General features: G+C 72.4%; 15 protein-coding genes and 1 pseudogene. 8 read left to right on the top strand and 8 right to left on the bottom strand.

Features of this window, described 5'->3' with window-relative positions:
- Window positions 1-378: 378 nt before the first annotated feature.
- A complete protein-coding gene (locus IE134_RS17405; protein ID WP_010057444.1) occupies window positions 379-828 on the top strand; it encodes a PTS sugar transporter subunit IIA in 450 nt (149 codons plus the stop codon).
- 76 nt (window positions 829-904) lie between these two features.
- Window positions 905-2,575 carry a phosphoenolpyruvate--protein phosphotransferase gene (gene ptsP, locus IE134_RS17410; protein ID WP_030722589.1) on the top strand — a complete coding sequence of 557 codons (1,671 nt, stop codon included), beginning with the start codon at window positions 905-907 and terminating at the stop codon, window positions 2,573-2,575.
- 75 nt (window positions 2,576-2,650) lie between these two features.
- Here ptsP and IE134_RS17415 read toward each other — a convergent pair whose 3' ends face one another.
- Both IE134_RS17415 and IE134_RS17420 read right to left on the bottom strand, forming a co-directional pair.
- Window positions 2,651-3,622: a DUF8829 domain-containing protein gene (locus IE134_RS17415; protein WP_098020640.1), complete on the bottom strand. Its 972-nt coding sequence runs from the start codon at window positions 3,620-3,622 to the stop codon at window positions 2,651-2,653.
- Between the two features lie 63 nt (window positions 3,623-3,685).
- On the bottom strand, window positions 3,686-5,665 hold the full coding sequence (locus IE134_RS17420; protein WP_126932300.1) for an acetoacetate--CoA ligase: 1,980 nt from the start codon (window positions 5,663-5,665) through the stop codon (window positions 3,686-3,688).
- Window positions 5,666-5,883: 218 nt separating this feature from the next.
- On the opposite strand from IE134_RS17420, the gene IE134_RS17425 reads away from it, so the two are divergent.
- The gene (locus IE134_RS17425) at window positions 5,884-8,247 is read left to right on the top strand and encodes a glycoside hydrolase family 31 protein (protein ID WP_189430995.1); all 2,364 of its coding nucleotides are present in this window, start codon (window positions 5,884-5,886) and stop codon (window positions 8,245-8,247) included.
- Window positions 8,248-8,320: 73 nt separating this feature from the next.
- Here the strand turns inward: IE134_RS17425 and IE134_RS17430 are convergent, their stop codons facing one another.
- Complete coding sequence (locus IE134_RS17430) at window positions 8,321-8,890, bottom strand: NUDIX domain-containing protein (protein WP_030722576.1); 570 nt, start codon at window positions 8,888-8,890, stop codon at window positions 8,321-8,323.
- 61 nt (window positions 8,891-8,951) lie between these two features.
- On the opposite strand from IE134_RS17430, the gene IE134_RS17435 reads away from it, so the two are divergent.
- From IE134_RS17435 to IE134_RS17450, 4 genes are all read left to right on the top strand, one after another.
- Window positions 8,952-9,758: a M15 family metallopeptidase gene (locus tag IE134_RS17435; RefSeq protein ID WP_189430997.1), complete on the top strand. Its 807-nt coding sequence runs from the start codon at window positions 8,952-8,954 to the stop codon at window positions 9,756-9,758.
- A 107-nt stretch (window positions 9,759-9,865) separates the two neighbouring features.
- A complete protein-coding gene (locus IE134_RS17440) occupies window positions 9,866-10,228 on the top strand; it encodes an Mpo1-like protein (protein WP_030722570.1) in 363 nt (120 codons plus the stop codon).
- Window positions 10,229-10,313: 85 nt separating this feature from the next.
- The gene (locus tag IE134_RS17445) at window positions 10,314-10,781 is read left to right on the top strand and encodes a Zn-ribbon domain-containing OB-fold protein (protein ID WP_229823636.1); all 468 of its coding nucleotides are present in this window, start codon (window positions 10,314-10,316) and stop codon (window positions 10,779-10,781) included.
- Complete coding sequence (locus IE134_RS17450) at window positions 10,778-11,968, top strand: lipid-transfer protein (RefSeq protein WP_098896133.1); 1,191 nt, start codon at window positions 10,778-10,780, stop codon at window positions 11,966-11,968. Before IE134_RS17445 ends, IE134_RS17450 begins: the two co-directional genes overlap by 4 nt.
- Window positions 11,969-12,128: 160 nt before the next feature.
- Here IE134_RS17450 and IE134_RS17455 read toward each other — a convergent pair whose 3' ends face one another.
- The 4 genes from IE134_RS17455 to IE134_RS17470 are packed head-to-tail and all read right to left on the bottom strand — an operon-like array spanning window position 12,129 to window position 16,738.
- Window positions 12,129-12,737 (bottom strand): GTP-binding protein, encoded by a 609-nt coding sequence (locus IE134_RS17455; RefSeq protein WP_030722563.1) that lies wholly within the window; start codon window positions 12,735-12,737, stop codon window positions 12,129-12,131.
- A complete protein-coding gene (locus tag IE134_RS17460; protein ID WP_098020604.1) occupies window positions 12,718-13,155 on the bottom strand; it encodes a DUF742 domain-containing protein in 438 nt (145 codons plus the stop codon). The genes IE134_RS17455 and IE134_RS17460 overlap by 20 nt, the downstream gene beginning before the upstream one ends.
- Before the next feature lie 11 nt (window positions 13,156-13,166).
- On the bottom strand, window positions 13,167-13,610 hold the full coding sequence (locus IE134_RS17465) for a roadblock/LC7 domain-containing protein (protein WP_030589400.1): 444 nt from the start codon (window positions 13,608-13,610) through the stop codon (window positions 13,167-13,169).
- Window positions 13,607-16,738 carry a sensor histidine kinase gene (locus tag IE134_RS17470; protein ID WP_189430998.1) on the bottom strand — a complete coding sequence of 1,044 codons (3,132 nt, stop codon included), beginning with the start codon at window positions 16,736-16,738 and terminating at the stop codon, window positions 13,607-13,609. The genes IE134_RS17465 and IE134_RS17470 overlap by 4 nt, the downstream gene beginning before the upstream one ends.
- A gap of 547 nt (window positions 16,739-17,285) precedes the next feature.
- Between IE134_RS17470 and IE134_RS17475 the strand changes: the two genes are divergently transcribed.
- Complete coding sequence (locus IE134_RS17475; RefSeq protein ID WP_030722553.1) at window positions 17,286-17,639, top strand: hypothetical protein; 354 nt, start codon at window positions 17,286-17,288, stop codon at window positions 17,637-17,639.
- Window positions 17,640-17,719: 80 nt separating this feature from the next.
- Here IE134_RS17475 and IE134_RS34215 read toward each other — a convergent pair.
- Window positions 17,720-18,794, bottom strand: a pseudogene (locus IE134_RS34215) (hypothetical protein); the annotation flags it as partial.

An 18,794-nucleotide genomic window follows, 5' to 3' on the forward strand; every position in this document is an offset into this window, starting at 1 on the left:
GAAGCGGGCCGTGCAGTTTCGCTTTCCAGGTTCTTCGCTTTCGCGTTTTCCCTTTCCGGCGAGTCCGACTCTATCAGGCCTTTTCCGTCTTCCTGACCACTGCCTGCGGGCATGCCGAAGGGCGGGTCATGGTTAGGATCTGGGCTTGAAAGTCGCCGCCGACCCCCGACTCAAAGTCGCGTTGGGGTCAGGCAGGAGTACGACAGTACAGGTCGCCGGGGACCGAGGCAAATCGTTTCTGGTGCACCCCTAGGTCCGCCAAGCGGTAGGTCTCGGGCGGAACCGGGACTTCATATGACTTACTCTGCTGAGCAGTACGCCGTCCCCCATCAGCCGCGGCGGCGACACCCGAATCTCCACCCCCCTGGGAGGCTCCCCATGACCAACGTGACGTCCCCTCTTGCTGGACGCGCCATCGGACTCACCGCGGTTCCCGACCCGGTCTTCTCCGGCGCGATGGTCGGTCCCGGCACCGCCATCGACCCCGTACGTGAGCCCTCCGAGGCCGTGTCCCCGGTCGACGGCATCGTCGTCTCCCTTCACCCCCACGCGTTCGTCGTCGTCGACGCCGACGGGCACGGGGTCCTGACCCACCTCGGTATCGACACCGTCCAGCTCAACGGCGAGGGCTTCGAGCTTCTCGTGAACAAGGGGGACACCGTGACCCGGGGCCAGGGCATCGTGCGCTGGGACCCGGTCGCCGTCGAGGCCGCCGGCAAGTCACCCATCTGCCCGATCGTGGCCCTGGAGGCCACCGCCGAGTCGCTCTCCGATGTCCGTGAGGACGGGGACGTGAAGATCGGCGACACGCTGTTCGGCTGGCAGTAGCGCCTCGGGCGCAGTCACCAGCCAGTTGCACAACCACCGCGGTGACTCGGTCACCGCACAACCGGAGACGGGTGAAATGGAGACAACGCTGCGAGGCGTCGGCGTGAGCCACGGTGTGGCCATCGGCGAGGTTCGGCACATGGGTACGGCGGTGCTGGAGCCGCCCGCCAAATCGATTCCCGCCGAGGAGGCCGAGCGCGAACAGGGGCGTGCCCGGCAGGCGGTGGAAGCCGTGGCGGCCGATCTGGTCGCGCGCGGCAATCTGGCCGGCGGCGAGGCACAGCACGTGCTCGAGGCGCAGGCCATGATGGCGCAGGACCCCGAGCTGATGTCCGATGTCGATCGGCGTATCGCCGTGGGCAGCACCGCCGAGCGTGCCGTGTACGACGCGTTCGCCGCGTACCGGGCGTTGCTCGCCAATGCCGGGGAGTACCTGGCGGGGCGGGTCGCCGACCTCGACGACGTACGGAACCGGATCGTGGCGCGGCTGCTCGGTGTGCCGATGCCCGGCGTGCCGGACAGCGACGAGCCGTACGTCCTCATCGCGCGGGACCTGGCGCCGGCCGACACCGCGCTCCTCGACCCAACGCTGGTGCTCGGCTTCGTCACCGAGGAGGGCGGGCCCACCAGCCACAGCGCGATCCTGGCGCGGGCGCTCGGCGTTCCGGCCGTGGTGGCGCTGCCCGGCGCCGGTGAGCTGGCCGAGGGCACGGTCGTCGCGGTGGACGGCAGCACGGGTGAGATCTTCGTCGACCCGAGTGCGGAGAAGCGGGCCGAGATGGAGGCCGCCGCTGCCGCTCGTAAGGCTGCGCTGTCCGCCTCGACCGGTCCCGGTGCCACGTCGGACGGGCACAAGGTGCCGCTGCTCGCCAATGTCGGCGGTCCGGGCGATGTGCCCGCCGCGGTCGAGGCCGGGGCCGAGGGTGTCGGGCTGTTCCGCACCGAGTTCCTGTTCCTGGACGACAGCAAGCAGGCTCCTTCCGAGGAGAAGCAGGTCGCGGCCTACCGTGCGGTGCTGGAGGCGTTTCCCGAGGGGCGTGTCGTCGTACGCGTGCTGGACGCCGGCGCCGACAAGCCGCTGGACTTCCTGACCCCGGCCGACGAGCCGAACCCGGCGCTCGGAGTCCGTGGGCTGCGGAGCCTGCTGGACCACCCCGATGTGCTGCGTACCCAGCTGACCGCGCTGGCGAAGGCCGCCGAGGGGCTGCCGGTGTACCTGGAGGTCATGGCCCCCATGGTGGCCGACCGCATCGACGCCAAGGCGTTCGCGGACGCGTGCCGTGAGGCCGGGCTGCGGGCGAAGTTCGGCGCGATGGTGGAGATTCCGTCGGCCGCTCTGCGGGCGCGGTCGATCCTCCAGGAGGTGGAGTTCCTGTCGCTGGGCACCAACGACCTGGCGCAGTACACCTTCGCGGCGGACCGTCAGGTGGGCGCGGTGTCGCGGCTCCAGGACCCGTGGCAGCCGGCGCTGCTGGATCTCGTGGCGCTGTCGGCCGAGGCCGCTCGGGCCGAGGGCAAGAGCTGCGGTGTCTGTGGTGAGGCCGCAGCCGATCCGCTGCTGGCGTGTGTGCTGACGGGTCTGGGTGTCACCTCGCTCTCCATGGGTGCGGCGTCCATTCCCTATGTGCGGGCCACACTGGCCAAGTACACGCTGGCGCAGTGCGAGCGGGCGGCGAACGCCGCCCGGTCCGCCGACTCGGCCGACGAGGCGCGCAGCGCTGCGCAGGCCGTGCTCTCGGGCGAGTAGGCGAGTGGACGAGTAGCCCGGCAAGGGTTCCGGGGAGGGGCCTCCTGCCGTTGGCGGGAGGCCCCTCCCTCTTTGTCAGTGGTGGGTTTCCGGGGGTTCGGCTCCGATGTCGAATCCCGCGCAGTACTCGACGCCGGATTCCGGGGAGACGGGCTCTCCGGTGTCCGCGTCCGTGCAGTAGGCGTTGAAGACCTCGCCGGCGGTGAGCGGGGCGAGGCCGCCGTGGGCCAGGCGCCAGCCGTGGACGCGGTCCGGGCTGTCGGGGGCGCTGGTGCGCAGGACCACTCCCCCGCGTGATTCCAGGGCGACGGCCACCGCGAGGACGGTGGCGAACTCGGCGCCCTCCGCGCTGTCGAGGCGGGCCGGTCCTGTGCTGTCGCGGTGGGTGTGGAGCACGGCCAGGAGCTGGTCGTTGTCCGTCGGGACGCTGCACACCAGGTGGTGGGTGCCCGGTCCCGCCGTCTCCAGCAGCCGCATCAGGAGGTGCGAGGCGCGGTCGAAGGCCGCGCGTCCGATGTCCTGGCCGCAGTCGGCGCAGGTGCCGAGGTCGGCGAGGAGGAGGGTGGCGTACTCCCAGGTGGCCTGGCGGACCGCTCGGGAGACGAGGACGGGGATGAGGTCGTCGATGCCCTGGCCGGTGTAGGCGACCGTGGCTCCGGCGGCGGCGATCTCCGCGGTGAAGCGGCTGCGGCTCGCCCCCGTGTCGGCGTCGAGGCCCGACTCGGCGCAGAACTCCTCGTAGTCCTCCGGGTCGAAGAGGGCGACGGTGATGTGCACGCCCTGGGCCGTGAGCGCTTTGAGCAGGGCCTCGACCTGTTGGAGGTAGACGGTGTGGTCGTCGAAGGGGAAGGTGCCGTAGCGCCGCATGGCCGCGAAGTCCTGGGCGTCGACGAGGAGGCCGACGGTGCTGGGTGCTTCGCGGCGCAGCGTGCGTCGCAGGGTGGTGGTGTGCGGGGTGCCGTGCCTCCTGCCGTGCTTCTTGCGGTGTGCCGCCTTGAGCGTCGCCTTGTGCTGGGCGTTCTGCCTGGTGTTGTCGGTCTGCGCCATGTGTCCCCCTGTGCGCGGTGAATCCTTGCTCACTCAGCGTAATCAGGGGGACTGACAGTGGCGTTACGCGCGGCGCTTCGCCGCCAGGTCGGCGTAGAAGTGGAGGAGGTCGAGGTTGTCGACGGAGCCCGGGTTGACCGCCTTGGCCAGCTCGGTGCCCTGGAGCAGGCGCTTGACCGGGACCTCGATGCGCTTGCCGGTCAGGGTGTGCGGGATGGCGGGGACCTCGATGACCTCGTCCGGGACGTGGCGCGGGGAGAGGTTGTCGCGGATGGTGCGCTTGATCGCGGCGCGCAGGTCGTCGTCGAGGGTGGCGCCTTCGGTGAGGTGGACGAAGAGCGGCATCCAGTAGCCGCCGTCGGGTTCTTCGAGGCCGATGACAAGGGATTCGCGGATCTCGGGGAGCCGTTCGACGGCTTCGTAGATGTCGGCGGAGCCCATGCGGACGCCCTGGCGATTGAGGGTGGAGTCGGAGCGGCCGTGGATGATCACGGAGCCGTGGTCGGTGATGGTGATCCAGTCGCCGTGCCGCCAGACGCCGGGGTACATGTCGAAGTAACTGTCGTGGTAGCGGCTGCCGTCGGGGTCGTTCCAGAAGCGGATCGGCATGGACGGCAGCGGGTTGGTGACGACGAGTTCACCGACCTCGTTGACCAGCGGCTTCCCGGACGGGTCCCAGGACTGGAGGTCGGTGCCCAGGCAGGGGGCCTGGAGTTCGCCGATGTGGACCGGGAGGGTGGGGACGGCTCCGGCGAAGCAGCTGCACACGTCGGTGCCGCCGCTGACGGAGGCGATCCAGAGGTCTTCGGCCACCTCGTCGTGGAGCCAGCGGAAGCCGTCGGGCGGGAGCGGGGAGCCGGTGGTGGCGACGCACTGGACGCGGGAGAGGTCGAAGTCGCGGCCCGGGTGGATGTCGGCCTTGCGGCAGGCCATGACGTAGGCGGCGGAGGTGCCGTAGAGGGTGGCGCCGGTCTGTTCGGCGACCCGCCACTGGGCGCTGACGTCCGGATAGCCGGGGCTGCCGTCGTACAGGACGACGGTGGTGCCGGTGAGGAGGCCGGAGACGAGGAAGTTCCACATCATCCAGCCGGTGGAGGTGTACCAGAAGAAGCGGTCCTCGGGGCCGAGGTCGCAGTGGAGGCCGAGCTGCTTGAAGTGTTCGAGCAGGATGCCGCCCTGGGACTGGACGATGGCCTTGGGGAGGCCGGTGGTGCCGGAGGAGTAGAGGACCCAGAGCGGGTGGTCGAAGGGGACCTGCTCGAAGACCGGTTCGGTGTCGGCGGAGGTGAGGGCGGCCCAGGCCAGGGCGCCTTCGGGGGCGTCGGTGCCGAGCAGCGGGATGTGGACGACGGCGCGCAGCGTGGGCAGTTCGCGGCGCAGCTCGGCGACGGTCTCCGTGCGGTCGTGTTCCTTGCCGCCGTAGCGGTAGCCGTCGACGGTGAAGAGGACGACGGGTTCGATCTGCTGGAAGCGGTCGAGGACGCTGCGGGCGCCGAAGTCGGGGGCGCAGGAGGTCCAGACGCCGCCGACGGCCGCGGTGGCGAGGAAGGCGACGACGGCCTGCGGGATGTTGGGGAGGTAGCCGCTGACGCGGTCGCCGGGGGTGACGCCGAGGGCGCGGAGTTCGGCGGCGAGCGCGCCGACCTGGCGGCGGAGGTCGGCCCAGCTGATGGGGATCTGGGTGTGGGTCTCGTCGACGTACAGGAGGGCCGGGGTGTCGGCGCGGGCCGGGTCCTCGGCGGTGCGCAGGGCGTGTTCGGCGTAGTTGAGGGTGGCGCCGGGGAACCAGGTGGCGCCGGGCATCGCGCGGTCGCCGAGGACGGTTTCGTACGGGGTGGAGAAGCGGATGTCGAACCACTCGGCCACGGCCTGCCAGAAGGTGTCGAGCTCGTCGACGGACCAGCGGTGCAGGGCGGCGTACCCGCCGTCGGCCGGGGCGCCGTACCGGGTGGCGGCCCAGTTCTGGAAGCGCGTGACGGCCGCGGCCTCGATGCGGTCGGGGCCGGGCTGCCAGAGCGGGGCGTCGGGCGTGGCTGCGGTCATGAGGGCTGCTCCCTGGCTGTACGGGTACGCGGGGTGGGCGTCGGCGCGCACGGGCTGGGGTGTGCGCGTGAGCGGCTGACACGGACGATGCCATGTGATCGTCTTCGGCACCAGGGTGGCTCCGCCCCCCGGGGATGCCGGGGGGCGGCGGCCGACATGGATGAACGGGAGTTGAACGGAGGGTTCTGCCGGTCGGGCGGGGTGGCAGGGTGTGCGCCATGGACGGTCGTGACCTGGTGCGTCGGGTGAGGTTGGTCGGTTCGGTGCGGGGGCTGCGCACGGTGCGCTCGGCCTGGCGGCGCAGGGCCGCGGACGCGGCGGCGCTGCCGGCGCGCGGGGCGGAGCGGGCCCGGGTGCCCGGTGCGGCGACGGGTGCGGAGCCGGGTCCCGGCGGGGGTGTGGTGCGGTTCGCCCGTTCGGAGCTGCGCATCCGTGTGTCGGTGGGCGGTGCGGTGTTCTGGGCGTGGGACGGGGCGGAGCCGCTGCCGTCGTACGCGGTGGCGGGCGAGGCTCCCGCGCCGGACGAGCGGGCGGTGCTGGAGCCGGGCAAGGACGGCGGCTGGCAGGTGGTCGCGGAGCGGCTGACGGTGGTGGTGTCGCGGACCGGGGCGGTGGAGCTGCGGACGCCGGGCGGGGTGCTGTTGCGGCGTGAGCTGCCGCCGCGCTGGTGGGAGCCGGTGGGCGGGGGTCCGGTGCGGTGGGTGCAGCGCTCGGAGGTGCCGGCGGACGCGCGGTTCTTCGGGCTCGGCGGGCGTGCGGGCGGACCCCGGTTGCGGGACGGGTTGTACCGGCTGTGGAACACCGATCCCGGCGGGCGTTTCGGTCCCGGGGACGATCCGCTGTATCTGACGATGCCGGTGCAGGTGGTGGTGTCGGACGCGGGGACGCATCTGGCGTTCCACGACAACTCCTGGGCGGGCCGGGTGGTCCTGCGGGAGGGCGAGGAGGGCGCCGGTTCGGGGCATGACCGGCCGGGCGCCTGCGAGGTGCGGATGGAGGGCGGGCCGCTGCGCTGCTGGGTGGTGGTGGGGACGCCGGCCCGGGTGCTGCAGGGGTGGACGGCGCTGACGGGCGCGCCGGCGCTGCCGCCGTCCTGGGCGCTCGGGCCGCAGCACGCCCGGTGGGGGTTCGGCAGCCAGGAGGGGGTGCGGCGGGTCGTCGACGGGTACCGGGAGCGGGGGCTGCCGCTGTCCGTGCTGCATCTGGACATCGATCACTACGACGGGCACCGGGTGTTCACGGTGGACCGGGAGCGGTTCCCCGATCTGCCCGCGCTGGCGAAGGAGCTGCGCGGGGACGGGGTGCGGCTGGTGTCGATCGTGGATCCGGCAGTGAAGGCGGAGCCGGGCGACGCGGTGTTCGACGCGGGCCGGGAGGTCGGTGAGCGCGGTGCGTACGTCCGGGACGCGCGGGGGCGGGTGGTGGTCGGGGAGGTGTGGCCGGGGCCTTGCGTCTATCCGGACTTCACCGATCCGGTTGTGCGGGATTGGTGGGGATCTCTGTACGAGGAGCGGCTTGCTCAGGGCTTCTCGGGGATCTGGCACGACATGAACGAGCCGGTGTCCTTCGCGGCGTTCGGGGATCCGTCACTGCCGCGTTCGGCCCGGCATGTCCTGGAGGGTGCCGGGGGCGATCATCGCGAGGCTCACAACGTGTACGCGCTGGCGATGGCGCGGGCCGGCTACGAGGGGCTGCTCCGGCTGCGGCCCGAGGAGCGGCCGTTCCTCTTCTCGCGGTCGGGCTGGGCGGGGATGCAGAGGTACGGGGGCACCTGGTCCGGTGATGTGACGACGGGGTGGCCGGGGCTGCGGGCATCATTGTCGCTGGTGCTGGGGCTCGGTCTGTGCGGGGTGCCGTACTCGGGTCCGGATGTGGGCGGGTTCGACGGGTTCCCCTCGCCCGAGCTGTATCTGCGGTGGTTCCAGCTGGGGGCGTATCTGCCGCTGTTCCGCACGCACTCGGCGATCGACGCGGGGCGGCGGGAGCCGTGGGAGTTCGGGCCCGAGGTGCTGGAGCACGCGCGGGCGGCGCTGGTGGAGCGGGAGCGGCTGCACCCGTACTTCGTGTCGCTGTCGCATGTGGCGCGGCTGACGGGTGCGCCGTATGTGCGGCCGATGTGGTGGGGTGCGCCGGGCGACCGGGCGCTGCGGGAGTGCGAGGACGCGTTCCTGCTCGGCGATGCGCTGCTGGTGGCTCCGGTGCTGGAGCCCGGGGTGCGGCGGCGGGCGGTGCGGCTGCCGAGGGGGCGGTGGTACGACACGGCGACCGGGCGGGGGTACGAGGGGCCGGGCCAGGTGCTGGTCGACGCCCCGCTGTCGGGGGTGCCGGTACTGGCGCGGGCGGGCGCGGTGGTTCCGGTACGGGGTGCGGACGGCGAACCGGAGCTGGAGGTGTGGGCGCCCGCGCCGGGGCGCACGGGCGGCGGGCTGGTGGTAAGGGACGCGGGTGACGGGTGGGCGAAGGCGGAGGTCGAGCGGTACGCGACGCGGTGGGAGGGCGGCCGCGTGGTGGTGGAGCGGGACGGCGGGGAGGGTGAGGTCGGCTGCCGGGTGCGGGTGCGGGGGGTGGCGGACGCCCCTTAGGCGGTCCCCGGGGCCCGGGACGGGCGTCTGTACGCGTCGGGCGGGGCGCCGGGTCGTTCCCGGCGCGGTGCCCTCAGCCGTAGCGGCCCGCGAACCAGGCGTCGGCGGCTTCCGTGTGCAGCGGGAACGCCAACGGCCTTGGGCCGTACAGGATCTCGTAGCCCGATGTCTCGTCGGTCGGGGCCGACGGCGGCAGGCTCGCGAGGGGGCGGGGCGGGAGGAGGCCGAAGACCAGGAGGTGGCCGGCCGTGTCGCTGAGGACGTCGGCGAGCCGGACGTCCTGGGCGGGGGCCTCGATGCCGGTCTCCTCGCGGAGTTCGCGGGCCACCGCCGTACGCCAGTCCTCTGCGTGGTCGATGAATCCGCCGGGCAGGGCCGCGCCGCCCTTCTGCGGCTCGATGGTGCGGGTGATGACGACGAGTCCGGTGGCGCTCGGGCCGTCGACCGGGAGCAGGGCCACCGCGACGGGGAGCGGGTTGCGGTAGGCGGTGGTTCCGCAGTGCGTGCAGGTGCGGGGCCAGGCGTCGGCGGACGGGAGGGCGGTGTACGGGGCGCCGCAAGTACCGCAGTGGGAATCCCGTACGTACCGGGGCGGCGGCTGCTGCGGGGCGGTCGGGGAAGGGCGGTTGCCGGGTTCGGACACGGGCGGACTGTATCGGACGGGTTCTTCCGCGCGGACCGCCCAGCTGATAGACGGTGTGCCCATGACAGGAATGCGTACCGCTCTGCGTGCCCTGGCCATCACGGCCGCCGCCCTTCTCGCCGCCACCGCCCTCTCCCCCACGGCGCAGGCGCGTCCCGAACCGCGAGCGCCCGAGGAGTTCGTGGCGCTGCGTTCGGTGGATCCGACGATCATCCAGGAGATGCGCTACACCACGGCGCACACCTTCATGGGTGAGCGGGTGGACGGGTACCGGCAGCCGGTGTGCATCCTGACCCGGCCCGCCGCGCGCGCACTGCACCTGGCGCAGAAGCGGCTGTTGCGTCAGGGGTACTCACTGAAGGTGTACGACTGCTACCGGCCGCAGCGGGCCGTGGACCACTTCGTGCGGTGGGCGAAGGATCTCGACGACCAGTCCATGAAGCGGGAGTTCTATCCGCTGGTCGACAAGTCGCGCCTGTTCGAGGACGGTTACATCGCGGAGAAGTCCGGGCACAGCCGGGGCAGCACGGTGGACCTGACCCTGGTACGGCTGCCGGCCCTGCCGACCAGGCCGTACCGTCCGGGCGAGCGGCTGACCCCCTGCTTCGCGCCGAAGGACGAGCGGTTCCCCGACAACTCGGTGGACATGGGCACGGGTTACGACTGCTTCGACACCCTCTCGCACACCGACGATGCCCGGATCCAGGGTGCTCAGCGCGCCAACCGGCAGTTCCTGAAGCGCACGTTGACCGAGGTGGGGTTCGTGAACCTGCCGGAGGAGTGGTGGCACTTCACCCACAAGCCCGAGCTGTTCCCGGACACCTACTTCGACTTCCCGGTGGGTCGCGGGTCGGTCGGCGGGCACTGAACGGAACGGGCGACCGGGACCACCCCCGTGGGCTCCGGCCGCCCGTTCTTCATCTCGGACGCGAAAGGGGCGTGTCCGGTTGCCGGTCGGGCGGCTACGGTGCCCGTATGTCACAGCAGACGTTCGAAACGTACGAGGAATTCTGGCCGTACTACGTCGCGATGCACTCCCGGGCCGCCACCCGGTGGGTCCATCTGACCGGCACGCTGACCGGGCTCGCGCTGAGCGCATACGGGCTCGCGCGGGGCCGGAAACGGTATCTGGCGGCCCTGCCGCTGATCGGGTACGGCACGGCGTGGCCCGCGCACTTCCTGATCGAGAAGAACAACCCGGCCACGTTCGGGCATCCGGTGTGGTCGCTGCGCGGGGACGCGCAGATGATCCGGACGATGCTCGCGGGCCGGGACGCGGAACTGGCGGAGACCGCGGCGAAGTGGCTGGCCGAGCACGGGGAGGACAGGACCGGCTGAGACCTCCCCGGCCGGACCCCTCGCCGGTCACGGACACCCGTGGCACACTTCTGACGTTCCGTCAGATCCAGTGCCGGGAGGGGCTTTGTCGCGCACGCGTACACCCGTGGTGGCCGGTTGGTTCACCGAGGACGCCGCGGAGGAGGACTTCCGGCTGCTGGGCACCCGCTGTTCCGGCTGCCGGACGGTCCATTTCCCCCGGGAGGACGGCCACTGCCGCAACCCGCACTGCTCCGGCGGGGAGCTGGAGGAGACACCGCTGTCGAAGCGCGGCACGGTGTGGTCCTGCACCGACGGGCGCTACCGACCGCCTCCCCCGTATGTCAGCGACGCCGACGCCCCCTGGACTTCGTACACGCTGGTCGCCGTCGAACTGGCCGCCGAGCGCATGGTGGTGCTGGGGCAGGGCGCCCCCGGCGTGGGCGTGGCCGATCTCCCGGTGGGCTCGGAGGTGGAGGTGGTGCAGGGCGTCCTGGACGAGGACCGGGCGACGGGCACCGTGCACACGACCTGGCACTGGCGGCCGGTCGCGGCGGACGGGGACGCCTCATGAGCGGCGATGTGGCGGTCCTCGGGGCCGGGATGCACCCGTGGGGCAAGTGGGGGCGCGGCTTCGTCACGTACGGGCGGATCGCCGCGCACGCCGCGCTCGCGGACGCGGGCATCGGCTGGCCCGAGGTCCGGTCGGTGGTCGGCGCGCAGACGGTCCGCGGGGGCTATCCGGGGTACGTGGCGGGGGCGACGTTCGCCCGGGCGCTCGGGTGGCAGGGGGCGCGGGTGGCGTCCGTGTACGCCGCGTGCGCTTCCGGGGCGCAGGCCGTCGACACGGCGCGGGCGCAGATCCTGGCGGGTCTGGCGGACGTGGTGCTGGTGGTGGGGGCCGACGCGGCACCCAAGGGGTTCTTCGCCCCGGCGGGCGGGGAGCGGCCGGACGATCCGGACTGGCTGCGCTTCCGGGTGCTCGGGGCGACGAACCCGGCGTACTTCGGGCTCTACGCCCGCCGCCGCATGGCCCTGTACGGGGACACCCCGGAGGACTTCGCGCTGGTCAAGGTGAAGAACGCGGCGGCCGGGGCGCTCAACGAGTACGCCCGCTACCGCACTGTGGTGACGGCGGAGGAGGTCGCCGCCTCCGCGATGGTCGCCGATCCGCTGCGGCTGCTGGACATCTGCGCCACCTCCGACGGGGCGGCCGCGCTGGTGCTGTGCAGCATGGAGTTCGCGCGGCGGCGCGGGGTGCGTGATCCGGTGCGGATCCGGGCCGTCTCCACCGTGACGCCGACCTTCCCGAGGACGGTGCTGGATCTGCCGGACATCGGCACGGACTCGGCGGTGGCCGTGGACCCGTCGCCCGAGAGTTTCCGGGCCTCGATCGCGCGGGCCGCGTACGAGGAGGCGGGGATCGGGCCGGAGGATCTCTCACTGGCCGAGGTCTACGACCTGTCCACGGCACTGGAGTTGGAGTGGTACGAGGACATCGGGCTGTGCGGCCCGGGCGAGGGGGCGAAGCTTCTGCGTTCGGGGGCGACCGCGCCGGGCGGCCGGGTTCCGGTGAACGCGAGCGGCGGTCTGGCCTCGTTCGGCGAGGCGGTCCCCGCCCAGGCCATCGCGCAAGTGTGCGAGCTGACACGGCAGTTGCGGGGACGGGCCGGGCAGCGGCAGGTGCCGGGCGCACGGGTCGGCATCACGGCGAACCAGGGACTGTTCGGACACGGTTCGGCGGTGGTGGTGGTCCGCTGATCCACAGCGGCGTCTCAACAGGTTTTCCCCGCGCTTGGCTTGACTGCCCGTCACCGCAGCAGAACACTCAGGACCCGGCGCGCCGGGCGACGTGCGGCTCGTACCCCTGTCGGCGGGGGTACGGGCCGTACGCGTACCGGGACAGGCTCGCTCCCCCGGCTCAGGTGGCGACGGGTTCGCGGGCCCGTGCCGCGCGCTCCAGGGCGTGCTCCACGACCGCGACCAGGACGTCGCGGACGGAGGACCGGTCCCGTGCGTCGCAGACGAGCAGCGGGACCTCGGGGTCGAGGTCGAGGGCGGCCCGTACGGTCTCGGTGGGGAACCGTTCGGAGCCCTCGAAGGTGTTGACCGCGACGGTGAACGGGATCCGCCTGCGCTCGAAGTAGTCGACCGCGGCGAAGCAGTCCTCAAGGCGCCGGGTGTCGGCGAGGACGACCGCGCCCAGGGAGCCCTGGGCCAGCTCGTCCCACAGGAACCAGAAGCGGTCCTGGCCCGGGGTGCCGAACAGGTAGAGGACCAGGTCCTCCCGCAGCGTGATCCGGCCGAAGTCCATCGCGACCGTGGTGGTCGTCTTGGACTCGACCCCTGCCAGATCGTCCACCGGGCGGCCCGCCTCGCTGAGGCGTTCCTCGGTGCGCAGCGGTCTGATCTCGCTGACCGCGCCGACCGCGGTCGTCTTGCCGACGCCGAACCCTCCCGCCACCAGGATCTTCAGGGTGACGGGCTCGACGGGCCGCTGCTTGACGCGGCTAGAGCGCCCGAAGGCCATTGATTACCTCGCGAAGAATGTTCACGTCCGGCAGCTCGGCCGGTGGAACGGGACGGGTGACGTGCACCAGTTCGTCCTCGACGAGATCGCCGACGAGGACCCGTACCACCCCTACGGGGAGGTCGAGGTCGGCGGCGAGCTCGGCGATCGACTGGGGCCTGTCGCTGCAGAGTTCGACGATCGCCACGTGTTCGGGGGCGAGCGTCTGGTCCCGGCCGGGGTCGTCGGCGGCCGGTTCCGGCACGACGAGCGCGATCAGGTCGAGGCGGTGACGGGAGGCGCTGCTGGTCCGCCCGCGGGTCATCGCGTACGGGCGGACCACCGGCCCCGCGTCCGCGTCGTACCACCGGGAGGCCTGGGGGTCGACGGTCCTGTCCGGGGATCCGGGGCCGGTGCCCCGGGGGGAGTCAGCGCTCATGCCCGCCACACTCACCCTCCGGCGGGCATACCGGTCGTCCGTGGGGCGTTGGCCAGATGGGCCCCCACGCGCTTCACCATCAGCGTCATCTCGTACGCGACCTGGCCCACGTCGGAGTCGGCGTCGGCCAGCACGGCGAGACAGCTGCCGTCGCCGGCCGCCGTGACGAAGAGGAACGCCTCGTCCAGCTCGACGACGGTCTGGCGCACCCGGCCCGCGTCGAAGTGGTGGCCGACGCCCTTGGCGAGGCTGTGGAACCCGGAGGCGACGGCGGCGAGATGCTCGCTGTCCTCGCGGGTCAGGTCCGCCGAGGCGCCGGTGGCGAGTCCGTCGCTGGAGAGCACCAGCGCCTTGCGGATGCTGGCGACGCGCTGGACGAGTTCGTCGAGCAGCCAGTTCAGTTCGCCCGAGCCGTGGCGTGCGGGGTTGTGTGCTGCGGCGTTCGGTGCGGTCATCGACCGTCCCCTCCCGGAGTGGTTCCTGGTGCTGTGCCACCGGGGTCGCCGGTGTTCACGGTGTCCTCGGCGGATTCGGTGGTCGTGGTGTTCCCGGTCGTCCCGGTGTTCGCTGTGTCCTCGGTGGTCCCGGCGTTCTCCCGGCGGCCGCGCTGCCAGCCCCGCTGGAGCGAGGCCATGCGGTTGCGGACCTCGTCCGCGTCGCGCTCGCCGTCGTCGAACGTGTCCACGGGTGCCCGCTGCACCGTGCGCTCCGCCGAGTCCTCACGGAGCTGGCGGGCGAGGCTGGCCTGCCGGACCCGCCGGGGCAGCCCGCCGATGGTGTCGGGCGCCGGCGGGGCGGCCGGCGCCGGGGCCTCCGCGCGCCCGGACTCGGGCGCGCGGGGTGGCTCGGGTGCGTGCGACGGCCCGGGTGCGTGCGACGGCTCGGACGAGCGGGACGGCCCGGTGGTGCGGGAGGCGTCCGACGTACGGGAGGCGTCGGATGTGCGCGCGACGTCCGGTGTACGGGAGACGTCCGGCGTACGGGAGATGCCTGGTGCTCTGCGGTGGGCGGCGGCTCGCACGGTCCAGGGGGCGTCGGCGGTACGGGGCCCGTCGGCCTCCTCGGGGGCGCGGTCCGCGGTGTGCGGGACCGGTCCTGTGGCCTTCGCGGGAGGCGTGGTCGCGTCGTCGTCCGCCGCGTCGACCCGGCGGCCCCGGTCGGTGACCAGCGTCGGCGGGGTGCGGCGGGGCAGCGGTACGGGCCCGGCGGGGCGCATCGGGCGGACCTCCGCCGTGGGCTCGTCGCCGTGGTCGCGGGCCTGCTGGTGCTGGTCCCGGTCGGTGTCCCGGCGCGGGCGGCCGCCGGGCTTGTCGCGGCGGGGCTCGCGGTCGCCGTCGCGGCGCACGTCCCGGGCGCGGAAGATGCCGCCGCGCTCACTCTCGGTGTCCTCCAGATCGGACACGCCGTCCAGGACGGGGCCGAGGGCCGGGTCCAGGGCGGGATCCGGTGAGCGGTCCAGCGGGTCGCCGGCGAAGTCCAGCGGGCCGACCGGGGCTTCCAGCTCGACCGGCCCGTCCAGGACGCCCGGTCCGGTGAGCCCGGTGGGCACCGGCGACAGGACCGCGGACCTGCCGTTGACGCGGCGCTCCCCGCCCGGGGCCGTGCCCGGGGCAGCCTCAGGGCTCCGACCACTGCCGATGGCGCGCTCGGCCCGGCGGTCCAGGCGGAACCCGGTGCCGTGGGTGTCGGGGGCGTCGGTGAGCAGGGCCGCCGGGATGAACACGACCGCGGTGGTGCCTCCGTACGGCGATTTCTGCAGGGAGACCCGGACGTTCTGGCGCTGGGCGAGCCGGCTGACGACGAAAAGGCCCAGCCGGTCGGTGTCGGAGAGCTCGAAGTCGGGCGTCTCGGCGAGCCGCAGGTTGGCGTCGAGGAGGACCTCGGGGGCCATACCGAGACCGCGGTCGTGGATTTCGAGCGTGAAGCCGTTGGAGACGCGTTCGCCGTGCACCTGGACCGCGGTGTGCGGGGGTGAGAAGACGGTGGCGTTCTCCAGGAGTTCGGCGATCAGGTGGGTGAGGTCGGCCACGGCGGGTCCGCCCACGCCGATGCGGGCCAGGCGGCGGACCTCGATGCGTTCGTAGTCCTCGACCTCGGCGACGGCGGCCCGCACCACGTCCATCAGTTGGATGGGCTTGCGCCACTGGCGCGAGGGAGCGGCGCCGGAGAGGATCACGAGCCCTTCGGCGTGCCGTCGCATGCGGGTGGTGAGGTGGTCGAGGCGGAACAGGTCGGCCAGTTCGTCGCTGTTCTCGGTGCGGCGCTCCATCGCGTCCAGCAGGGTGAGCTGGCGGTGCAGGAGGACCTGGTTGCGGCGGGCGAGGTTGACGAAGACCTCGGAGACGCCGCGCCGCATGTCCGCCTGCTTGACCGCGGCCTCGACGGCGGCCCGCTGGAGGGTGTTGAGCGCCTGGCCGACCTGGCCGATCTCGTCGGGCTCGTAGCTGAGGTGCGGGGCCTCGGTCTCGACGTCGACCTGTTCGCCCGCTGCCAGTCGGCGCATCACGCTCGGCAGCCGGACGCCGGAGACCTCGTGGGCGTCCTTGCGCAGCCGGGAGAGGTCGCGGACGAGTTCACGGCCGATGCGGACGGAGACGAAGATCGAGACGATCAGAGCCAGGAATCCGAGGATCCCGGCGATCCCGGCCTGGGCGAGGACCCGGTAGGCGGCCGGTTCGGCGCGGTCCTGGAAACGGTTGCCCATCTCCGTGGAGTCGCCCGCCAGCCGGTCGAGGACGGGCACGGCCGCCTCTTCCCAGCGGTCGGCGTCGACGGCGCCGGGGCGCTTCGTCGGCCCGGCCTCGATCAGGGCGTCCTCGGCGGTACGCAGCGGTTCGGTGTCGGGGCTGCCCCAGAACTGCTCGACGCGGCGGCGTTCGGCGGCGGGGAGGTTCTCCAGGCTGACCTCGTAGAGCAGCTCGCGCTGCGCCACGAGGCCGGATATCTGGCGCAGTTCGGCGGTGGTGAAGCGGCCGGCGATGAGGCCGGAGGCGATGAGCGCGTCCTGGCGCGAGAGCATCTCGCGGGCCCGGGAGATGCCGACCAGGGCCCGCATCTGCTTGTCCATCGACACGTTCTGGAGAGTGTGGAGTCCGTTGAGGAAGCGGTACGAGGGGTCGACGAGGCCGTTGTAGAAGTCCAGTGCCTTGGCCCGGCTGATGGTGCGCTTCTCGACCGATTCGCGCAGCGCCTCCAGTCCGTCGACGGCGCTCAGGATCGCGTCCAGGCGGCTGCTGTCGGCGGCGCTCAGCGAGTCACGGACGTCCTGCTCCCGGGCGTTCTCCCTGACTTCGCCCACGATGCGGTCGGTGGCGGCGCGTTGGCCCATGAGGACCGGGAGCGCGTCGGAGGCGCGGGGGTCGGCGAGGAAGACCAGGGTCTGCCGTCGCTCGTCCTGGACGGCGCGGACGGCGTCCTCCAGGGGTTCGCTCACCTTCTCCACGATGGATCCGGCGCTCATCAGTTCGTCGGCCTGACGGCCGGTGATGTAGGTGGCGAAGACCCAGAGGCCCGTAAGGGAGACGAGCGGCACCAGCAGCAACGCCACGATCTTCCTGCGGATGGACTTCCCGCGAAAGCGCATGGCCTCCCCCAGATCGGCCCCGCACGGCGACAGCGGGGGTTGTCTTCTCCGTCAATAAACGGCGCGAGCCTACTACTGACACAGAGACAACTCGAAGACACGTCCGGATGATTTTCAGCCGCCCACCCTGGAGTTGATCATGAGTTGTCCCGGTTTTCCCGGAGATGAAATTCGCGAAAGCGACAGAGGGCACCGGCCGGACTCCTCAGCACCGGCACGTATCAGTTGGCTGGAATTCTTCGCTCCGTGACCTTCTGTGCCCTGCGCGTGCTTTTTCAGGGGAATCTTCGGGACGGGTGGTTCGTCCATATGTACGGGGTAGGCGCACGGTGGGGTCGTGCGCGGCAGGACGGACGTGTTGCGCCCGCGTAGAACCGGCGCAAGCCGGGCAGCCACCCTGAAGTCGGACAGTGGCGGGGAGTTGAAGACCTTGAGTACGCAGGAACGCGGGGGCGCCGGAGCATCGGCTGCCGCGCGGACGGAAGCCGCGGAGGGGGCACGGGTCCCGCGGCAGTTGTGGGTGGAGGAGCCGGCCTCGAAGCGGCGGATGCCCGACGCGGTGCGGACGGCCGCCGTGCGCGCCGTTCTGATCATGTCGGTGACGATCATCCAGGCGATGGTCGCCTTTCTGAGCACGTTGACCGGCTCCTGGCTGGCCTTCCCGATGGTGCTCAGCAGTGTCGCCAGCACGGTGGTCGCCACCTGGGCGGTGCTCGACGTCTGGGTCACCCGGCAGGTGTGGAACCAGCGCAACGGCGTGGTGTCGGTGCCGAGCAGCACCGCCCGTCAGATACGCCGTGAGCGGCGCCGCTCCCGCCGGGCCGAGCGGGCGGCCGAGCGGGACGGCACGGGCGGTGGCATAGGCGGCCGCCGGAGGACCGGCGACCTCTCCCGCGCCTGACGGGCACCGCCTCCGCCCGCGCCGGAACGACCGGCAGCCGTTGCCGGGCGGGCCGCCGTTGGCTGCTCCCGGCCCGGCGGTTACGCCTCGGGCTCCGGGGTCGCCGGGGGCTCCGGGGCGGCCGGGGGCTCGGTCGTGGTCGCCGAGGGCTCGGCGGTGGTCTGCTCGTTCCGCTTGAACATCCGGGTCGCCGTGATCTCGCCGTGGACCGTCTCACCCTCCGGGTCCTGCTGCGGCAGACCGGGCCGCAGATGCTCCTCCACGCTGATGTACTTCAGCCCGGCCCTCAGGTCGGCGTCGTTGCGCAGCCGGATGACGAGGGGGAATTCGGCGAGTGCGGTCGTGTCGAACAGGCCGGTCGTGTACAGGAGTTGGACGCCCAGCGCGTCCGACACGGCCCGCTGGAGCTCCAGCAGATAGGTGGCGTTGGCGCGGCCGATCGGGTTGTCGAGGAACAGGGTGCCCGCGTGCCGGTGGCGGTCGCGGCCCCGGTCGTTGCTGCGCAGGGCCGCCATCGTGCAGTAGAGGGCGATGGCGGCGGTGAGCAGCTGGCCCCCGGAGAAGACGTCGCCCATCTGCCCGACCGGGACGCGCTCGGCGCGCAGCACGGCGTCCGGCTTCAGGATCTCCACCGCGATGCCCTTGGGCCGCAGGGCCGCCTCGACCCCCCGCAGCAGCAGGGACATACCGTCCCGCCGCAGATCGGAGTTCTTCTTGAGGGCGGCGCTGGTGGCCTCGTCGATGACCTCGCCGAGGCGTTCGGTGAGGGTGGCCTGGTCGGGTTCCTCGAAGCGGATGCGGAGGAATTCCTGCCCCGACCACTCCCCCAGTCCTTCGGGGAGCTGGGAGAGCCGCTGGGCGGAGCGCAGGGTGGTGAGGGCCGACTCGACGAGTCCGCGCAGCCGGTCGACGATCGAGTCGCGGTTGCGCTCCAGCTGGACCAGCTCGTCGGTGAGGACGCGCAGGCGGGGGGCGAAGGCGTCGGCCCACTTCTGGGCGTGCTCGGGCAGCGCGGAGGCGGGCAGTTCGCGGATCTGCTGGCGGGCGGGGGTGCGGACCTGTTCGTAGCGGGTGGAGTTGGCGTGCCGGACGAGGATGTCGCTCGCTTCCCTCACGGCGCCCTCGGCGGCCGAGAGGTCGGCGTTGCAGCCGCGC

Source organism: Streptomyces rubiginosohelvolus, from assembly GCF_014649875.1.
Taxonomy (GTDB): domain Bacteria; phylum Actinomycetota; class Actinomycetes; order Streptomycetales; family Streptomycetaceae; genus Streptomyces; species Streptomyces rubiginosohelvolus.

Coding starts and splice junctions, on each gene's coding strand:
- IE134_RS17405 (WP_010057444.1), top strand. CDS start 379: ATGACCAACGTGACGTCCCCTCTTGCTGGACGCGCCATCGGACTCACC.
- ptsP (WP_030722589.1), top strand. CDS start 905: ATGGAGACAACGCTGCGAGGCGTCGGCGTGAGCCACGGTGTGGCCATC.
- IE134_RS17415 (WP_098020640.1), bottom strand. CDS start 3,622: ATGGCGCAGACCGACAACACCAGGCAGAACGCCCAGCACAAGGCGACG.
- IE134_RS17420 (WP_126932300.1), bottom strand. CDS start 5,665: ATGACCGCAGCCACGCCCGACGCCCCGCTCTGGCAGCCCGGCCCCGAC.
- IE134_RS17425 (WP_189430995.1), top strand. CDS start 5,884: ATGGACGGTCGTGACCTGGTGCGTCGGGTGAGGTTGGTCGGTTCGGTG.
- IE134_RS17435 (WP_189430997.1), top strand. CDS start 8,952: ATGACAGGAATGCGTACCGCTCTGCGTGCCCTGGCCATCACGGCCGCC.
- IE134_RS17440 (WP_030722570.1), top strand. CDS start 9,866: ATGTCACAGCAGACGTTCGAAACGTACGAGGAATTCTGGCCGTACTAC.
- IE134_RS17450 (WP_098896133.1), top strand. CDS start 10,778: ATGAGCGGCGATGTGGCGGTCCTCGGGGCCGGGATGCACCCGTGGGGC.
- IE134_RS17455 (WP_030722563.1), bottom strand. CDS start 12,737: ATGGCCTTCGGGCGCTCTAGCCGCGTCAAGCAGCGGCCCGTCGAGCCC.
- IE134_RS17460 (WP_098020604.1), bottom strand. CDS start 13,155: ATGAGCGCTGACTCCCCCCGGGGCACCGGCCCCGGATCCCCGGACAGG.
- IE134_RS17465 (WP_030589400.1), bottom strand. CDS start 13,610: ATGACCGCACCGAACGCCGCAGCACACAACCCCGCACGCCACGGCTCG.
- IE134_RS17470 (WP_189430998.1), bottom strand. CDS start 16,738: ATGCGCTTTCGCGGGAAGTCCATCCGCAGGAAGATCGTGGCGTTGCTG.
- IE134_RS17475 (WP_030722553.1), top strand. CDS start 17,286: ATGCCCGACGCGGTGCGGACGGCCGCCGTGCGCGCCGTTCTGATCATG.